Origin of the sequence: Domibacillus enclensis, from assembly GCF_900156125.1 — a bacterium.
Lineage (GTDB): Bacteria > Bacillota > Bacilli > Bacillales > Domibacillaceae > Domibacillus > Domibacillus enclensis.
Map to the genome: position 1 here is coordinate 441,518 of NZ_FTLX01000001.1, position 14,735 is coordinate 456,252.

The 14,735-nt window shown below is 47.5% G+C and carries 18 protein-coding genes; 1 reads left to right on the forward strand and 17 read right to left on the reverse strand.

What is annotated here, in order from left to right:
- Positions 1–6: 6 nt before the first annotated feature.
- Positions 7–585 carry an SMC-Scp complex subunit ScpB gene (gene scpB, locus BW952_RS02225; RefSeq protein WP_082084606.1) on the reverse strand — a complete coding sequence of 193 codons (579 nt, stop codon included), beginning with the start codon at positions 583–585 and terminating at the stop codon, positions 7–9.
- Positions 575–1,312, reverse strand: a complete 738-nt coding sequence (locus BW952_RS02230) for a segregation/condensation protein A (RefSeq protein WP_045850894.1) — start codon at positions 1,310–1,312, stop codon at positions 575–577. The genes scpB and BW952_RS02230 overlap by 11 nt, the downstream gene beginning before the upstream one ends.
- A gap of 140 nt (positions 1,313–1,452) precedes the next feature.
- On the opposite strand from BW952_RS02230, the gene BW952_RS02235 reads away from it, so the two are divergent.
- Entirely contained in the window at positions 1,453–1,974 is a 522-nt protein-coding gene (locus BW952_RS02235; protein WP_045850895.1) for a DUF309 domain-containing protein, read from the forward strand.
- Between the two features lies 1 nt (position 1,975).
- Here BW952_RS02235 and BW952_RS02240 read toward each other — a convergent pair whose 3' ends face one another.
- The 15 genes from BW952_RS02240 to BW952_RS02310 all read right to left on the reverse strand — a co-directional run bounded on the left by BW952_RS02240 (position 1,976) and on the right by BW952_RS02310 (position 14,672).
- A complete protein-coding gene (locus BW952_RS02240; RefSeq protein ID WP_045850896.1) occupies positions 1,976–2,329 on the reverse strand; it encodes a GNAT family N-acetyltransferase in 354 nt (117 codons plus the stop codon).
- Positions 2,330–2,521: 192 nt separating this feature from the next.
- Positions 2,522–3,841 (reverse strand): diaminopimelate decarboxylase, encoded by a 1,320-nt coding sequence (gene lysA, locus BW952_RS02245; RefSeq protein ID WP_045850897.1) that lies wholly within the window; start codon positions 3,839–3,841, stop codon positions 2,522–2,524.
- 117 nt (positions 3,842–3,958) lie between these two features.
- The gene (locus BW952_RS02250; protein WP_052698447.1) at positions 3,959–5,362 is read right to left on the reverse strand and encodes a spore germination protein; all 1,404 of its coding nucleotides are present in this window, start codon (positions 5,360–5,362) and stop codon (positions 3,959–3,961) included.
- 14 nt (positions 5,363–5,376) lie between these two features.
- Positions 5,377–5,793 (reverse strand): stage V sporulation protein AB, encoded by a 417-nt coding sequence (locus BW952_RS02255; protein ID WP_045850899.1) that lies wholly within the window; start codon positions 5,791–5,793, stop codon positions 5,377–5,379.
- A gap of 1 nt (position 5,794) precedes the next feature.
- Positions 5,795–6,391 (reverse strand): stage V sporulation protein AA, encoded by a 597-nt coding sequence (locus tag BW952_RS19755; protein WP_045850900.1) that lies wholly within the window; start codon positions 6,389–6,391, stop codon positions 5,795–5,797.
- A gap of 39 nt (positions 6,392–6,430) precedes the next feature.
- Positions 6,431–7,168: an RNA polymerase sporulation sigma factor SigF gene (gene sigF, locus BW952_RS02265; protein ID WP_045850901.1), complete on the reverse strand. Its 738-nt coding sequence runs from the start codon at positions 7,166–7,168 to the stop codon at positions 6,431–6,433.
- An 18-nt stretch (positions 7,169–7,186) separates the two neighbouring features.
- Positions 7,187–7,627, reverse strand: coding sequence for an anti-sigma F factor (gene spoIIAB, locus BW952_RS02270; RefSeq protein WP_045850902.1), 441 nt, complete (start codon positions 7,625–7,627; stop codon positions 7,187–7,189).
- Positions 7,612–7,974 (reverse strand): anti-sigma F factor antagonist, encoded by a 363-nt coding sequence (gene spoIIAA, locus BW952_RS02275; RefSeq protein ID WP_045850903.1) that lies wholly within the window; start codon positions 7,972–7,974, stop codon positions 7,612–7,614. Before spoIIAA ends, spoIIAB begins: the two co-directional genes overlap by 16 nt.
- A gap of 506 nt (positions 7,975–8,480) precedes the next feature.
- Positions 8,481–9,785, reverse strand: coding sequence for a pyrimidine-nucleoside phosphorylase (locus BW952_RS02280; protein WP_045850904.1), 1,305 nt, complete (start codon positions 9,783–9,785; stop codon positions 8,481–8,483).
- A gap of 15 nt (positions 9,786–9,800) precedes the next feature.
- Positions 9,801–10,616 (reverse strand): purine-nucleoside phosphorylase, encoded by an 816-nt coding sequence (locus tag BW952_RS02285; protein WP_045850905.1) that lies wholly within the window; start codon positions 10,614–10,616, stop codon positions 9,801–9,803.
- Positions 10,613–11,794: a phosphopentomutase gene (deoB, locus tag BW952_RS02290; protein ID WP_175607556.1), complete on the reverse strand. Its 1,182-nt coding sequence runs from the start codon at positions 11,792–11,794 to the stop codon at positions 10,613–10,615. The genes BW952_RS02285 and deoB overlap by 4 nt, the downstream gene beginning before the upstream one ends.
- Before the next feature lie 150 nt (positions 11,795–11,944).
- Positions 11,945–12,835, reverse strand: coding sequence for a site-specific tyrosine recombinase XerD (xerD, locus tag BW952_RS02295; protein WP_045850907.1), 891 nt, complete (start codon positions 12,833–12,835; stop codon positions 11,945–11,947).
- A 71-nt stretch (positions 12,836–12,906) separates the two neighbouring features.
- A complete protein-coding gene (fur, locus tag BW952_RS02300; protein WP_045850908.1) occupies positions 12,907–13,392 on the reverse strand; it encodes a ferric iron uptake transcriptional regulator in 486 nt (161 codons plus the stop codon).
- Between the two features lie 55 nt (positions 13,393–13,447).
- The gene (gene spoIIM, locus BW952_RS02305) at positions 13,448–14,077 is read right to left on the reverse strand and encodes a stage II sporulation protein M (RefSeq protein ID WP_045850909.1); all 630 of its coding nucleotides are present in this window, start codon (positions 14,075–14,077) and stop codon (positions 13,448–13,450) included.
- A 49-nt stretch (positions 14,078–14,126) separates the two neighbouring features.
- Entirely contained in the window at positions 14,127–14,672 is a 546-nt protein-coding gene (locus tag BW952_RS02310) for an NUDIX hydrolase (protein WP_045850910.1), read from the reverse strand.
- Between the last annotated feature and the right edge of the window lie 63 nt (positions 14,673–14,735).

Consider the following 14,735-nt stretch of genomic DNA (forward strand, 5'->3'; position numbering starts at 1 on the left):
AGTTCCTTATGACTGCTCATCCAGCGCTTCTTCAAATCGGCCAAAAAACAAATCGGCTTCCTGCTGGGCAGTGGCTTCTCCTTCTTCAAGTGGCGGAAGCTCCGCTAATTCCTTTAAACCAAACGCGTCTAAAAATTCCGGCGTTGTGGCATACAAAATCGGCCGTCCCGGTGCATCTGCACGGCCTGCTTCCTCAATAAGCCCTCGTGCAGACAGCGTAGCAATCGGGCGCTCTGTTTTGACACCGCGTATTTCCTCCACTTCGATTCTAGTGACCGGCTGATTGTAGGCAATAATCGCCAGTGTTTCGAGCGCTGCCTGTGACAGCGTTTTAGGAGACGGTTTTTCAGCGAGTCGCTCAATAAATTCGGCATTTTCTTTTTTGGTCATGAGCCGGTATTCCATTCCAAAGGACGTAATCATCACTCCTCGCGTTTCATCCTGCAGAATATCCTCTGCCATTTCTTCTAAAAGAGTGACGGTTTCTTCCGTCGACATTTCCAACACGGCGGCCATTTGATCGGCTGTCAGCCCTTCATCACCTGCTGCAAGCAGCAGGCTTTCAATAATACTTTTATTTCTCATCATCATTTCCTCCAGCCGTTACATATAAATCAGCGAAATTCCCGTTCTGCGAAACAACAATTTCATTTTGCTTCATCAGCTCCAAAACCGCTAAAAAACTGATGACAAGCTCGTCCCGCTCATGGGAATCAAATAAATCATCAAACAAAATCGGCGATTGTGCACTTCGAAGCTTTTCTTTCAAGGCGTGCATTCTTTTTTCAACCGACAGCTCTTCTCTTCTCACCGTCGCTTTAGGCGGAACAGCCAGCTTTTTTCGGCGTGTCATTTTTTGAAAGGCACCGAGCATGTCAAAAATCGAGACGTGCAGCGGACCTTCTGCATTTGATTCAAATAATTTATCCGCCGGCGGACGGGAGTGAACTTTTGCGCGCTCTTCTTCCAGCTCATGCAGCTTTTCTGCAGCCTCTTTATACCGTTTATATTCCAATAATCGGCGGGCCAGCTCTTCACGTGGATCTTCTTCGTCCATAAAATCCTCTTCATCCGACTCATGATCCGGAAGAAGTGACCGGCTTTTCATCGCAATTAACGTAGCCGCCATTACTAAATACTCACTGGCGACGTCAAGCTCCAGCTGCTGCATCGTATTCACATACATTAAATATTGATTCGTAATTTCGGCGGCCGGAATATCATAAATGTCAATTTCCAGCTGCTGAATTAAATGCAGCAGCAAATCGAGCGGGCCTTCAAAGGAATCGATTTTCACTTTATATTCCATCATTATTCTCCTGTACTGGTTGCATTTTTGCCCCTTATTCAAGTATAGTCTATTTCGCTTTTTCTTTCAGTGGTGATAGTTGAGAAAACACGTGAAACATGGTACGGTTAAATGAATCCGACCACTTGACTGGGGGAAAAGAAATGTATGTTTATCCTGTGCCGTATCTTTCGTTTCTGGCACACTTCCATATTGATCATGATTATTTTGAATGTCATGAGGTGCTTGAAGAGCACTGGAAGGAAACAAATGGCACCCGTGATTCGGTTTGGGTCGGCCTGATCCAAACGGCCGTTTTTTTATATCATTACCGTCGTGGAAATTGCGAGGGCGCAAAACGAATGGCCGCCAAAGCGCTTCAGTGCTTTTCAAGGAATCAAGCTGAGCTGGCGAACCTTGGCATTGACCCCGGGGCTTTATCCGAATTAATCAGCCATACCGCACAGCGCATGCTAGAGGGTGCCCCTTTTCAGCCGATGACCATCCCCATTATCGATCAAAAGGTTCTGAAGGAATTGGACCGCTTTGCTCACACGTTTCAAGGTGAAGCAGATAAACAATTTTTAACCGATAAACATTTGCTGCGTGACCGCTCTGACGTTATACAGGCTCGGGCAGCGGCCATCTCATTAAAAAAAGCCGGTAAAATCACGACAAGAGCGTGATTTACCGGCTTTCCTTTGTGCATTTTTCAAAAAAACGGGTGGTGGATTCGTTCGGTCCAACGTCCCGGTCTGAAAATAATTTTGTCACAGCCGCCATCATTTCCGTTCCAATTCCTTCATCCCGGAAAGAAGGATTAACCGCGATATGCAAAATTTCCACTTTGGTGTCATGAACCGCTACGCCGATAACGCCAACTACATCCTCGTCCACTTTCCAAAGAAACAACTGCCTGTCATCGTTTGATTCATAGCAGTCCATCGTTTCCTTTAATGTCCGCAGCTCTTTTTCGCGCGGCATAAAGGAAAGCAGCCCCATTGCGATTTTCTTGAACGATTTTTTATATCGAATCAGCATTTAAAATCCCTCTTCAATTAGCAGGATTTACCTGCTTGATATCGTCACGTTTTCTATCTTACTAAATCCGGTCTATTCCTGCAAGTCGTTTCCTTTAATTTACAATAAACAACCAATAATAGATGCCCCACCCGAACGCCATCACTGTTAATAAAAGAAGTAAAATAATGTTATTTTTCATCGTTTCTCCTCTTAATTCGGCTGCGGCAGCCCGAGCGGCAGATCCAGCTTCACTAAGTCATCGTACGTTTCACGGCGAATGACCAGCTTTGCTTCGCCCTTTTCAGCAAAGACAACCGGCGGACGCGGAATGCGGTTATAATTATTCGCCATCGAGTAGCCGTATGCACCCGTACAGAACATCGCCAGCAAATCGCCGGCTTCCGCCTTTGGCAGCGGGACATCCCAAATGAGCATATCACCGGATTCACAGCACTTTCCTGCAATCGAGACGGTTTCTTCAACCGGATCATTTACCCGGTTGGCGAGCACAGCTTCGTATTTCGCTTCATAAAGAGCCGGACGAATATTATCACTCATGCCGCCATCTACCGCTACATACTTCCGCACGTTCGGCACATCTTTCACAGAGCCTGTTTCGTAAATGGTCACTCCGGCATCTCCAACAAGCGAACGACCCGGCTCAATCCAGATTTCGGGCATGCTGATGCCGGCTTTTTTCGTTTCCGCCTGCACTTTGCGAATAATTTCCTCTACATAAGCGGCCGGCTCAAGTGGATCATCTTCTGCTGTGTAGCGAATACCAAAACCGCCGCCCAGGTTCAAAACCTTTGCTTCAAACGACAGGCGGCTGCGCCAATCTGCCAATTTTCCGATAATTTTTTCCGCTGCCAGGACAAAGCCTGTTGTTTCAAAAATTTGCGAACCGATATGGCAGTGAAGACCCAGCACATCAACATACGGTTTTTCCGATGCGATCTTCAGTGCTTCTTCCGCCTGGCCGTTATTTAAATCAAAACCAAATTTAGAATCCTCTTGTCCGGTTAAAATATAATCATGCGTGTGGGCTTCAATGCCTGGCGTGATGCGAAGCAGAATGCTCATTTCCTGTTTTCTCGCTTCACTGATGTCGCCAATCATGTCCAGCTCAAAAAAATTATCCACCACAATGCAGCCGATTTTTGCGTCGAAGGCCATTTCCAGCTCTTCCCGGCTTTTATTGTTTCCATGAAAATGAATGCGTTCGACTGGAAATCCCGCTTTTTGCGCTGTATATAATTCGCCGCCGGACACAACGTCGAGTGAAAGCTCTTCCTGCTCCGCGAGCTGCATCATCGCGATTGAAGCGAATGCCTTGCTCGCATACGCCACCTGCGCAGTAACACCTAACTGGTCAAACGTCCGCTTAAATCCTCTTGCGCGCTCTCGAATAAGCGCGACGTCATACAAGTAAAGAGGTGTGCCGAACTGCGCGGCAGCATCTACGACGTTTACGCCTCCAATTTCCAACTGTCCACGGTCATTTACGGCCGCTGTACCGTATGTATGCATATGTATAATCGCCCCGTTCTATAATCATTCTGCCGTTTTATTGGCATGAGAATAAAAGTACTATATCATACATTCCACCCCCGCTCAATATAGGAAAAAACACCAGACAAAGGGAGTCTACCGGTTGATTTCCGGTATTCCCTTTTGCTGCGGTGCCTGGCGTCGAATCAATATGGTGCAGAGCGAAGCAAAGTCAAACGGAACGAGTGGCCATAAATACGGCACATCAAACGGCTTTAAGCGGACCAAATAAAAAAACAGAAGCAAAACGGCGACGACAAACCCGACCGGACCGAACACGGCAACGGCCGCAATAAAAAACAATCGGGTCATTTTATTTGCAAGGCCCAGCTCGTAGCTTGGCGTTGAAAATGTGCCGATCGAAGCAAGCGCTGTGTACAGGATCACCTCAGGTACAAAAAGCCCGGTATCAATCGCAATTTGCCCAATCAAGACAGCGGCAACCAGACCCATTGCCGTTGATAAAGGCTGGGGCGTGTGAATCGCCGCAATCCGGAGCCATTCAATACCAACATCTGCAATCAAAATTTGTGCTGCAAGCGGAATGTTCGTTTCTTCATTCGGCCCGATAAAGGAAAGGGATTTCGGCAGCATATCGGGATTTTGTGCGAACAAAAACCAGAGCGGCAGCAAAAACAGCGACATAATCAGTCCGATAAAACGAAGCAGCCGGATAAAGGTGCCGGCAGCCGGCAGCTGGCGGTATTCTTCTGCATGCTGCATGTGCTGCCAGTAGGTGGAAGGCATCATCATCACAGCCGGCGACGTGTCTGTATAAAGCAGCACATGTCCTTCTAGCAGATGGGCGGCAGCGATGTCTGCCCGTTCCGTATAGCGGACAAGTGGAAAGGGGTTAAAGCGCTGCTTGATTAAAAATTCCTCAACGGTTTTATCCGCCATCGGGACACCATTTGTTTCAATGGACTCCACTTCTTTTTTCACTTTGTCGACCAGAGCCTGGTGGGCAAGGCCGTCAATATAACCTATTGCTATATCCGTTTTTGACGACTCACCTGCCTTCATCATTTCAAAGCGAAGCCTGCCGTCACGAATGCGCCGTCTCGTCAGTGCGGTATTCACGATAATGTTCTCCACAAAGCCGTCACGCGACCCTCTCACGACTTTTTCCGTATCCGGCTCCTCCGGCTGCCTTCCCGGGTAGCTTCTGACGTCAATGGTAAACAGCGCGCCAGGAACCGCAATGACAATCAAGCCGGACAACAAAGCAACCGGGAGCTTGGCGCGATCCTTTACTTCCTCTACCGCCTGGTGAACAAGGTGTTCTTTCACTAAATAGGCAGCCGCTTCCTTTCTTTTTCGTTCAAGCGACACGAGTGATTCCATTAGTTCAATAATAAATTGCGTTTCACACAATCCATTCACAAAATAAAGATGGAGCGGTTCTCCGGCAACGATCAACCGTCTTACACCTGTATCAAAGCTTTTGCCCAGTCCCGCTTCTTCTTCTAGAAATGCATCTATTTCGTCAGGCTGAAACATACATAACACTCCTTTCACATCTTCCAAAATAAAATCCATTGAATGAGGGAGCCGGTTGTTTTTCCAAGTGCCACTGCCATCATCAGCCCATTAATGTTGTGAAAAACACCGGCTCTGCGTGAAAGAATGGGAAAGACATTCAACACCTCGGTTAATGCTGCAGCCGCCATGCCAATAAAAAGGCCGCTGAACAGCCCGATCAAAACAGTGGATGCAGCCGGAAGGTGAAGATGGACCGGAAAAATATGCAATAAAGTCCCGGCTAAAACACCAAGCACAAGCGCGAGCTCATAGGAGTGAATGCGTGACTTCGTTTTTGTAGCGGACATTAAGCGCGGAATCACGCCGAGAACGGTAATAAATGCCACATATCCCGCCCCCGTCGCCAGTCCCCCGGATACACCTAAAAAAAGAATAAGCAAAGCGATCATGTCACTTCTGTTCCTTTTCATTCGCGGCTAAGTAGCCATTGATATCTTCTTCATACTTAAACATTTCTAAATCGAGCGGACCCGGTTCTTCATTTAACCGCTTTTGCCAGAGTCTATTGAAAAACAGAATCATTCCGAGACCAAGACCGATCGAATATGGAATTTGCAGCAAAAGCGGCTGATCATTTTTCTCGCCGGTTATTTTTTCATACAATAAAACATGCACCTTCTGCATGGAAACATCCTCGTGAAAATTCATTATCGTCAACGCCGCTCCGGTGAACAGCACAATCCAGACGAGCGCTATTTTCCAAAAAGCAGCAGGACTGTCTGCCGGCTGAAAACTGACGATTGCTTCGGTTTCTCCGGCGATGACCACCCGAGCTTCCGGAAAAATGGTTTTGACTGCGCCAATCACATCCAATACGGTCACGACGACTACATTTCCGGCGGATGGCTTAATCGTTTTAACAATCAACTGGCTCAATAGCCGCTTTGTTTGTTCATCCACTTCTGCATCAGCCACATCAAAAAAAGAAATGCGCCGTTCGTCAAGGCGAACATGGCGCTTTAAGCTGATATAAATGATTTGATCCATAGCAGCACCTCCGCTTTTTACGCAGTTTTTCCGTGCCGGCTATTTTTTATTCATATCCATTCGCAAGCTTTTAATAATTTGCTTTTCAAGCCTTGAAACCTGAACTTGAGAAATACCGAGCCGCCTGGCCGTTTCAGCTTGTGTGAAATCCTTGTAAAAACGAAGATATACAATCAGCTGGTCTCTCTCCGGCAGCTTCTCGACCGCTTCTTTGACAACAAGCGAATCAAACCATTTTACTTCGGGCGCTGCCAACTGATCGAGAATGGTAATCGGCTCTCCTTCATTTTCATAAACGGTTTCATGAATCGATGCGAGCCGGCGGGAGGATTCCTGCGCCATTAACGCTTCTTCCATCGGGATGTCAAGTCTTTCTGCCAGTTCTCCGATAGAAGGCGGGCGTCCGAATTCGGCCGTATACGCCTCGCGTTCGCGCCTCATTTTCCCCGCAGTTTCTTTTAGCCTTCTGCTCACTTTTACTTCCCCGTCATCACGAAGAAACCGCTGAATTTCGCCAATAATCATCGGAACGGCATACGTAGAAAATTTCACGTTGTAGGACAGATCGAATTTATCTATACACTTCAGCAAGCCAATACACCCAATTTGAAATAAATCCTCTGCATCATGACCGCGGTTTAAAAACCGGTGCACAACCGACCAGACAAGCCGTGTGTTCCACTCCACCAGTTTATTGCGTGCTTCTGCATCTCCATTTTGGCTTTTCCGGATTAACGATTTCACTTCCGCGTCTGACAGCTGAACTGCCTGTTTCATTGTGCTGCACCCTTTTGTTCACACACAATTAACACGCTTTCCGGCAAGCCGCTTTTTAAACCGGACGACCGTGCCGGACGAGCTGCTTGATTCAACCTCCAGACGGTCTGTAAAATGCTCCATAATCGTAAAGCCCATGCCGGCCCGTTCCATCTCCGGCTTGGTCGTAAACAACGGTTCTTTCGCTTCTTCAATGTTATCGATGCCTCTGCCTTCGTCCCGAATGACGACGTCAATTTCTCCGTCTTCAATGGTCGCGCTAATATAAACCATGCCAGCAGGATTGCTGTCATAGCCGTGAATAATGGCATTGGTTACCGCTTCTGACACAGCCGTTTTCAGCTCCGCCAGGTCATCCACTGTCGGGTTCAGCTTTGCGGCAAAGGAAGCCACCGCAACTCGGGCAAAGGCTTCGTTTTCGCCCAGTGCATTAAAGGAAATGTTTACCGCATTTTGCATGATGATTCCCCCAATCGGTCGAGTGCTTCTTGTTCAGTTTGGTCAATATACATAATTTTAAACAGGCCCGAAAGCTGAAAAAGCCGTTTCACCTGCGTATTTAATCCGCAAACTGACACACTGCCGCCCATTTCATTTACTTGGCGGTACCGTCCAAGGATGACGCCCAAACCCGAGCTGTCCATGAAAGGAAGACCTGACAGGTTCCAAATAAGATGCTGCGACTGGTTTTCGTCTATTTGCTGTTCCGTAAATTCCTTTACCTGTTCGGAGTAATAGTGGTCCAGCTCCCCTGTCAGTCGGATGATGAGGACTTTTCCCTGCGCTTCTGCTTTCATGGTTACCATATGAATTCCTCCTTTATGTGCTGATACGTATCATTCTTTCTCGCACAGCATTTTTCCTTCACCTTTCCAAAACTAGAAAAAACCTCTTATTTTTCGACAAAAAAAAGGAACTGACGAGTGTCAGTCCACAGTGTTAAAAAACAACATGTCAATAGAATTCAGATGTTTTTTAGCGATGATTCATGTTTTTCAAATAAAAAATCAGTCTAACTTTCTAAAAAATCATATTCAGGGGCTCCGGTCTGCCGGCTCCGCTTTCCTGTTGGGCGAACGCTGAACCAGCCCAAAAAGCGCGACTGTTTCAGCCTGTCCGCTCGTCCAACGGGAGTCTTCACCGCCCGCCCCTCCGAGCGCGAAGTCCTGCAGAAGCCGCCAGGACTGTGTTCTTACAAGCACAATAGCTCTGAAAAAGTGAATTACTCATCTGCTTTTCATTGACACATTCTTTTTCAACAGCAAAAAACCCGAACGGCTCGCAATAATGTTCGGGTTTGTTCATTATTCTTTTATTCCGTAATGACTTTATGAATAAGGATTGGGCGCTCGGTTTTTTCCTGAGAAAAACGGTAGGCCTGTTTTACTTTTTGAATGGAGTCCTCAGGCGTTTCGGTGTCCGCGTGGAGTGTGACGAGGACATCTCCTTTTTGAACGGCGTCGCCGATTTTTTTCTTAAGGGTAATGCCGACAGCGTGATTGATTTCATCGTCCTTTGTTGCCCGGCCGGCGCCTAAATACATAGCGGCTACGCCAATTGACTCGGCGTCGATTTCGGATACGAAGCCTTCTTCATCTGACAAAACATCAATATGATGCTTTGCCTGCGGCAGCTTGTCGGTGTCGTCAATCATGCTGACGTCTCCGCCCTGAGCTTCTATAAAGGAACGAAACGCGTCAAACGCTTTGCCATTTCCGATATTCTCTTCCAGTGTTTTGCGCGCCTCCGCATAATCACTGAATGCGTCTGCCAGCACCGTCATATGTGAGGCAATTTCAAGAGAAAGCTCTCTTAAATCCGGTACATCCGCTCCCTGTAAAATGGCGGCTGCTTCCTTGATTTCATTTGCATTGCCGACTTCATAGCCGAGCGGCTGGTTCATATCACTGATGATGGCAACTGTTTTACGGCCAAGGTTATTGCCGATGGCGACCATTTCCTTTGCCAGAGACTCTGAATCTTCGAGCGTTTTCATGAATGCACCCGAGCCGGTTTTCACATCCAATACAATGCTGTCCGCACCCGAGGCAAGCTTTTTGCTCATAATGGAGCCGGCAATAAGCGGAATGGCTTCAACCGTTGCTGTCACATCGCGGAGCGCGTACAGCTTTTTATCCGCTGGTGCCAGGTTGCCTGTCTGGCCGGCAACCGCGAGCTTATGCTTGTTCACGTTTTCAATAAACTGCTCTTTTGACATTTCAATCTGAAGGCCGCTTATCGCTTCCAGCTTATCCAGTGTGCCGCCTGTATGGCCAAGACCCCGGCCTGACATTTTGGCAACCGGCACGCCTGCTGACGCGACAAGCGGACCAACGATGAATGTCACCTTGTCCCCAACGCCGCCTGTTGAATGCTTGTCTACTTTGTGCCCCTCAATCGCAGACAGGTCGATCGTTTCACCTGAATCGACCATTGCCTGCGTCAGCACCGCGGTTTCGCGGGCTGTCATGCCTTGGAAATAGACGGCCATCATAAAAGCGGATGCCTGATAGTCCGGAATCTCCCCTTTCGTATAGCCTTCTACGAAAAACTGAATTTCGTTATCGGTCAATTCCTGTCCGTCTCGTTTGCTGTGAATAATATCGACCATTCTCATCTCGTCATCACACCTTTATAAAGATTTAACAATCTCTTTTACGTACGCAAGAAAAGCAGCCCGCACCTTCTCGGTTGTTTCAATGACTTCTTCATGCGCAAGCGGCTGATCCAAAATACCAGCAGCCATATTTGAAATACACGAGATGCCGAGAACCTTCATGCTGCTGTGGCGGGCCACAATGACTTCCGGAACGGTAGACATGCCGACTGCGTCTGCACCGAGCACACGCGCCATCCGAACTTCAGCAGGTGTTTCATACACAGGACCGGTATTGCCCGCATAAACGCCTTCCTTCACCGAAAGACCGACCCGGCCGGCTGCATCCTTCGCCAGCGCTCTCAGCTCACGGCTGTAGGCTTCCGACATATCGGGGAACCGGACACCGAGCTCATTGTCGTTTTTGCCGATCAGCGGGTTGCCGCCCATTAAATTCAAGTGGTCGCTAATGAGCATTAGATCGCCTGGCTCAAATGATTCATTCACGCCGCCCGCAGCATTTGTGACAATAACCGTTTCAATTCCAACTGCTTTCATGACACGAACCGGGAACGTTACCTGTTCAAATGAATAACCTTCATAATAATGGAAGCGTCCTTTCATTGCAGCTACTGTTTTGCCCGACAATGTGCCAATCACGAGCTCTCCGGCATGTCCTTCAACCGTCGAAACCGGAAAATGAGGAATCATTTCATACGGGATCGATACGGCATTTTCAACTTCATCTGCCAGAACGCCAAGTCCCGAGCCAAGAATCAAGCCAATTTCGGGCATTGTGCTGATTTTTCCTTCTAAAAACTGCGCAGCTTCTTTAATGTGTGCAACGTTCATGTTAACTCCTCCATAAAGCTTTTTCCATGCTCCGGCATGGTGACGTTAAAGTTGTCCGCGATAGAGGCACCGATGTCTGCAAATGTCAAACGGACGGGCAGCTCTTTTCCGCCGGCAAAGGCTTTTGAATAAATGAGCAACGGGACATATTCACGCGTATGGTCTGTTCCGTGATGGACAGGATCATTCCCGTGGTCCGCTGTTAAAATCAACAAGTCCTGTTCATCCAGCTTGTCCAAAAGCTCAGGCAGCCGCTCATCGAATTCTTCAAGTGCTTTTCCGTAGCCTTCTGGATCACGGCGATGGCCAAAGAGTGCATCAAAATCAACGAGATTCAAAAAAGAAAGCCCGTGAAACTCTTTTTCCGCTACTTCGATGAATTTATCCATGCCGTCCATGTTAGACGTTGTCCGTATTGCTTCGGTTACTCCTTCACCGTCGTAAATGTCGGCAATTTTCCCAACTGCAATGACGTCAAGACCCGCATCCTTTACTTCATTCATAACCGTTCGGCCAAATGGCTTTAATGCATAGTCATGACGGTTCGGCGTGCGCTTAAACTGTCCGGGTTCCCCGACAAACGGACGGGCAATCACTCGTCCGACCATATAATCACCCGTTTTCGTCATGGCACGGGCTGTTTCACAAATTTCATAAAGCTCCTCAAGCGGGACAACTTCTTCGTGAGCCGCAATTTGAAGAACCGAATCGGCGGACGTATAAACAATTAACGCGCCCGTTTTCACATGCTCTTCGCCAAGCTCGTCTAAGATATCAGTGCCGCTGGCCGGTTTATTTCCGATCACTTTACGGCCTGATTTCTCTTCTAATTCTTGTATTAACGAATCCGGAAAGCCGTCCGGAAAAACTTGAAACGGCTTTTTAATATGAAGGCCCATGATCTCCCAGTGACCCGTCATTGTATCTTTTCCATTGGACGCTTCCTGCATCTTCGTGTAAAATGCAGCCGGCGCTTTCGCTTTCTCAATGCCCTGAATTTCTTTAATATTGGATAAGCCGAGAGCCCCCATGTTTGGCATCGTTAACCCGTTCATTCTTTCCGCAATATGGCCCAGTGTGTCAGCGCCTTCATCGTCAAATACGGACGCATCCGGTGCTGCGCCGATTCCGACTGAGTCGAGAACGATTACGTGAATCCGTTTAAATGATTGACTCATCATCCGTCTCCCCTTTCTCTTTTTCCCATTCTTTATTTTACCCCGACTGCCTGACGTCTAAGCTGTTCAGCTCTTAACGTCAGAAGTCTGACTTCTCTTTTTCAGTATAATTCATTTCTTGAGGAAATACAAAAAGTGCCTGAACATTTTTCAGGCACGGGGATGGAACTGGCTGTATACGTCCTTGAGCCGTGTTTTCGTAACATGTGTGTAAATCTGTGTAGTGGAAATATCCGCGTGTCCAAGCATTTCCTGCACGGCACGAAGATCGGCCCCATTTTCAAGTAAATGAGTGGCAAAGGAATGACGAATCGTATGAGGCGTTAATTCTTTTTCTATGGTCGCTTTTTTCGCAAGCGCTTTTAACACCTTCCAGAAGCCCTGACGTGTCAGACGCTGTCCGTAATGATTTAAAAAAAGGGCTTCATCACGGCGCTTAGCCGACACAAGCTGCGGACGACCGCTTTGTAAATAGCGCTCAATGGCTTCCAGTGCATGGCTGCCGGCAGGAATAATCCGTTCCTTGCCGCCTTTTCCAACACACCGTACAAATCCCATCGTCAGGTGAACGTCCTCTTTATTCAAGGCTGTTAATTCACTTACACGAAGTCCTGATGCATACATCAGCTCAATCATCGCTTTATCGCGCATGCCAAGCGGCACTGTCGTATCCGGAGCGGCAAGCAGCGCTTCGGTTTCCTCCATATTCAATACCTTTGGCAGACTGCGCCCTGATTTCGGTGTTTCAATATGATGGGTCGGATCGTGTGTGCTGATTCGGTCCTGAATTAAAAAGTGATGAAAAGAGCGGATTGTGGAAATGTGCCGCGCAATGGTTTTAGGTGATTTCCCCTGACTTTTCAGCTGTTCTAAAAAATGCAGAATGTGAAGCCTTTGAATATCCGGGGCACTCACCTGCTCGACTTTCTCCATATAATCCGCATAATGGCGCAAGTCACGCCGATAAGCAGAAATCGTATTATCTGAAAGCCCTTTTTCCACAAGGGAAAAATGTAAAAAATCAGTCACATGATCGTTCATGCACCCACCTCTTCTCCTGATCAAAAAACCTTTCGATTGGCATCGAAAGGTTTTGGCACGCCAGCCATTTGTTATTCTGCGTGCTGCTTTTCTAAATCTTCCTGTTCATCTTCTTCTTGCTTCGTGTGGCAACGGCTGCAAATGCCGTGGAATGTCAAACGGTGATCTTTAATTTTAAAGTTCCATCTGCTTTCAACGACGGCTTCGACATCATCCAGCAAATCCTCTTGAATTTCATCAACAGCACCGCATTCAATACACACAAGATGGTGGTGGAAGTGTGCCGCACCTTCCTGGCGCAGGTCGTAACGGGAGACCCCGTCCCCAAAATTTATTTTATCAACTACTTTGAGTTCATTTAATAGTTCCAGCGTTCTGTAGACTGTAGCCAACCCAATTTCAGGCGCTTTTTCTTTAACGAGGAGGTATACGTCTTCAGCGCTTAAATGGTCCTCTTCATGTTCAAGAAGAACACGCACAGTAGCTTCGCGCTGCGGTGTCAGTTTATAGCTTGCCGCATGCAGCTGTTTTTTTATTCGGTCAATCCGGCTTTCCATGTTTGTCCCCTCCCTCGCCGATGTACTCCTTATTATAACAAAAGGCGTCAATGAATCAAAAGAATTTATTTACGAGGATATTCATTATTTGGCTGGAAACGAATGCTTCTGTTAAGGAAGCAAGCAAAATCGCCGCTGTTCCGGCTGCGACGTACCCTGCATACGAGGCAAAACCTTTTCCTACATGAATGGGCATTGTCCGGCGCGCTGTAATTCTCTGCACGAGACGGATCGAGCAGGAAGCCGACATAACCGCCGTAAACAGAAAAACCGGTACGAGAATCACATTTTGGGGCAAAATAGCGGACACGGACAGCAGCAGCCCGTCCCATTTCATCTGCTGGATCAGAAACCCGACCGAAAACCCGGTAACCGCCCCTTTTAAAAACAAAAGAACAAAAATAAGCGGCAGCCCAATAATTGAAATACCGGCGATCCACATTGCCCCAGTAAATTTCACGTTGTGGATAAAGCTTTCAACGAATAAATCAGCCGGATTCGCTACACTGCCGGCTGAAGACTGGCCAAAAAACTCTTTTACATAGGAATACAGCTCCGATTTTTGCACAGGCTCCATGCTATTCACGGTCATCGCACCAAAAGCGGTACCCGTCATAAATAAAACGGCTGAAAACAAATACAGCGCAGCTCTTTTTTGAATGTGTTCGATGATGGCAGTCCACATAAATGGGAGGCCCCCTCTCTTTTCGCACTATATGAGAGGAAGCCCGGCATTATGCGAGTCCGTTTAAACGGATGTACTGGACAGCCCAGAGTGTTTTAGCATCAAAGATTCGGTTGTCTTTTGCCAGCTGTTCGGCTTCTGGAAGCGAGACCTCTAGCAATTCGACAAATTCATCCTCATCTGCCACAAGACCGTCCTCCACTTTTTCCAGCTGTTCGGCTAAAAAAACGTGAACGAGCTCGTCTGCGAATCCTGGTGATGTGTAAAAGGATTGAAGGTGCGTCATTTTACCGGGACGGTAGCCGGTTTCTTCCTCCAGCTCCCGCTCCGCGCAATACGCCGGCTCTTCTCCCGGTTCCAGCTTTCCGGCCGGTACTTCAACAAGTGGGCGCTCCAACGCTTTTCGATACTGCTCCACGAAAATGATCTTTTTCTCATCGGTAATCGCGATCACACACACCGCACCCGGATGCTTGATTAATTCCCGTTTCGCTTCTTTCCCATCCGGCAGTAAAACATCATCCACCTGCAGGGAGATTACCTTTCCGTTGAAAATGGGCTTTGTTTTAATTGTTTTTTCTTCAAATTTATGCATGAAAGGTCCTCTTTTCTATTTTTTTCTTTCCTATGATACACTGTATGAAAAAGGAAGGTGAAG

Excerpts from the sequence above, each read along its gene's own strand:
- scpB (WP_082084606.1), bottom strand. The coding sequence starts at position 585 with ATGAGAAATAAAAGTATTATTGAAAGCCTGCTGCTTGCAGCAGGTGAT.
- BW952_RS02230 (WP_045850894.1), bottom strand. The coding sequence starts at position 1,312 with ATGATGGAATATAAAGTGAAAATCGATTCCTTTGAAGGCCCGCTCGAT.
- BW952_RS02235 (WP_045850895.1), top strand. The coding sequence starts at position 1,453 with ATGTATGTTTATCCTGTGCCGTATCTTTCGTTTCTGGCACACTTCCAT.
- BW952_RS02240 (WP_045850896.1), bottom strand. The coding sequence starts at position 2,329 with ATGCTGATTCGATATAAAAAATCGTTCAAGAAAATCGCAATGGGGCTG.
- lysA (WP_045850897.1), bottom strand. The coding sequence starts at position 3,841 with ATGCATACATACGGTACAGCGGCCGTAAATGACCGTGGACAGTTGGAA.
- BW952_RS02250 (WP_052698447.1), bottom strand. The coding sequence starts at position 5,362 with ATGTTTCAGCCTGACGAAATAGATGCATTTCTAGAAGAAGAAGCGGGA.
- BW952_RS02255 (WP_045850899.1), bottom strand. The coding sequence starts at position 5,793 with ATGATCGCTTTGCTTATTCTTTTTTTAGGTGTATCCGGGGGACTGGCG.
- BW952_RS19755 (WP_045850900.1), bottom strand. The coding sequence starts at position 6,391 with ATGGATCAAATCATTTATATCAGCTTAAAGCGCCATGTTCGCCTTGAC.
- sigF (WP_045850901.1), bottom strand. The coding sequence starts at position 7,168 with ATGAAACAGGCAGTTCAGCTGTCAGACGCGGAAGTGAAATCGTTAATC.
- spoIIAB (WP_045850902.1), bottom strand. The coding sequence starts at position 7,627 with ATGCAAAATGCGGTAAACATTTCCTTTAATGCACTGGGCGAAAACGAA.
- spoIIAA (WP_045850903.1), bottom strand. The coding sequence starts at position 7,974 with ATGGTAACCATGAAAGCAGAAGCGCAGGGAAAAGTCCTCATCATCCGA.
- BW952_RS02280 (WP_045850904.1), bottom strand. The coding sequence starts at position 9,785 with ATGAGAATGGTCGATATTATTCACAGCAAACGAGACGGACAGGAATTG.
- BW952_RS02285 (WP_045850905.1), bottom strand. The coding sequence starts at position 10,616 with ATGAACGTTGCACACATTAAAGAAGCTGCGCAGTTTTTAGAAGGAAAA.
- deoB (WP_175607556.1), bottom strand. The coding sequence starts at position 11,794 with ATGAGTCAATCATTTAAACGGATTCACGTAATCGTTCTCGACTCAGTC.
- xerD (WP_045850907.1), bottom strand. The coding sequence starts at position 12,835 with ATGAACGATCATGTGACTGATTTTTTACATTTTTCCCTTGTGGAAAAA.
- fur (WP_045850908.1), bottom strand. The coding sequence starts at position 13,392 with ATGGAAAGCCGGATTGACCGAATAAAAAAACAGCTGCATGCGGCAAGC.
- spoIIM (WP_045850909.1), bottom strand. The coding sequence starts at position 14,077 with ATGTGGACTGCCATCATCGAACACATTCAAAAAAGAGCTGCGCTGTAT.
- BW952_RS02310 (WP_045850910.1), bottom strand. The coding sequence starts at position 14,672 with ATGCATAAATTTGAAGAAAAAACAATTAAAACAAAGCCCATTTTCAAC.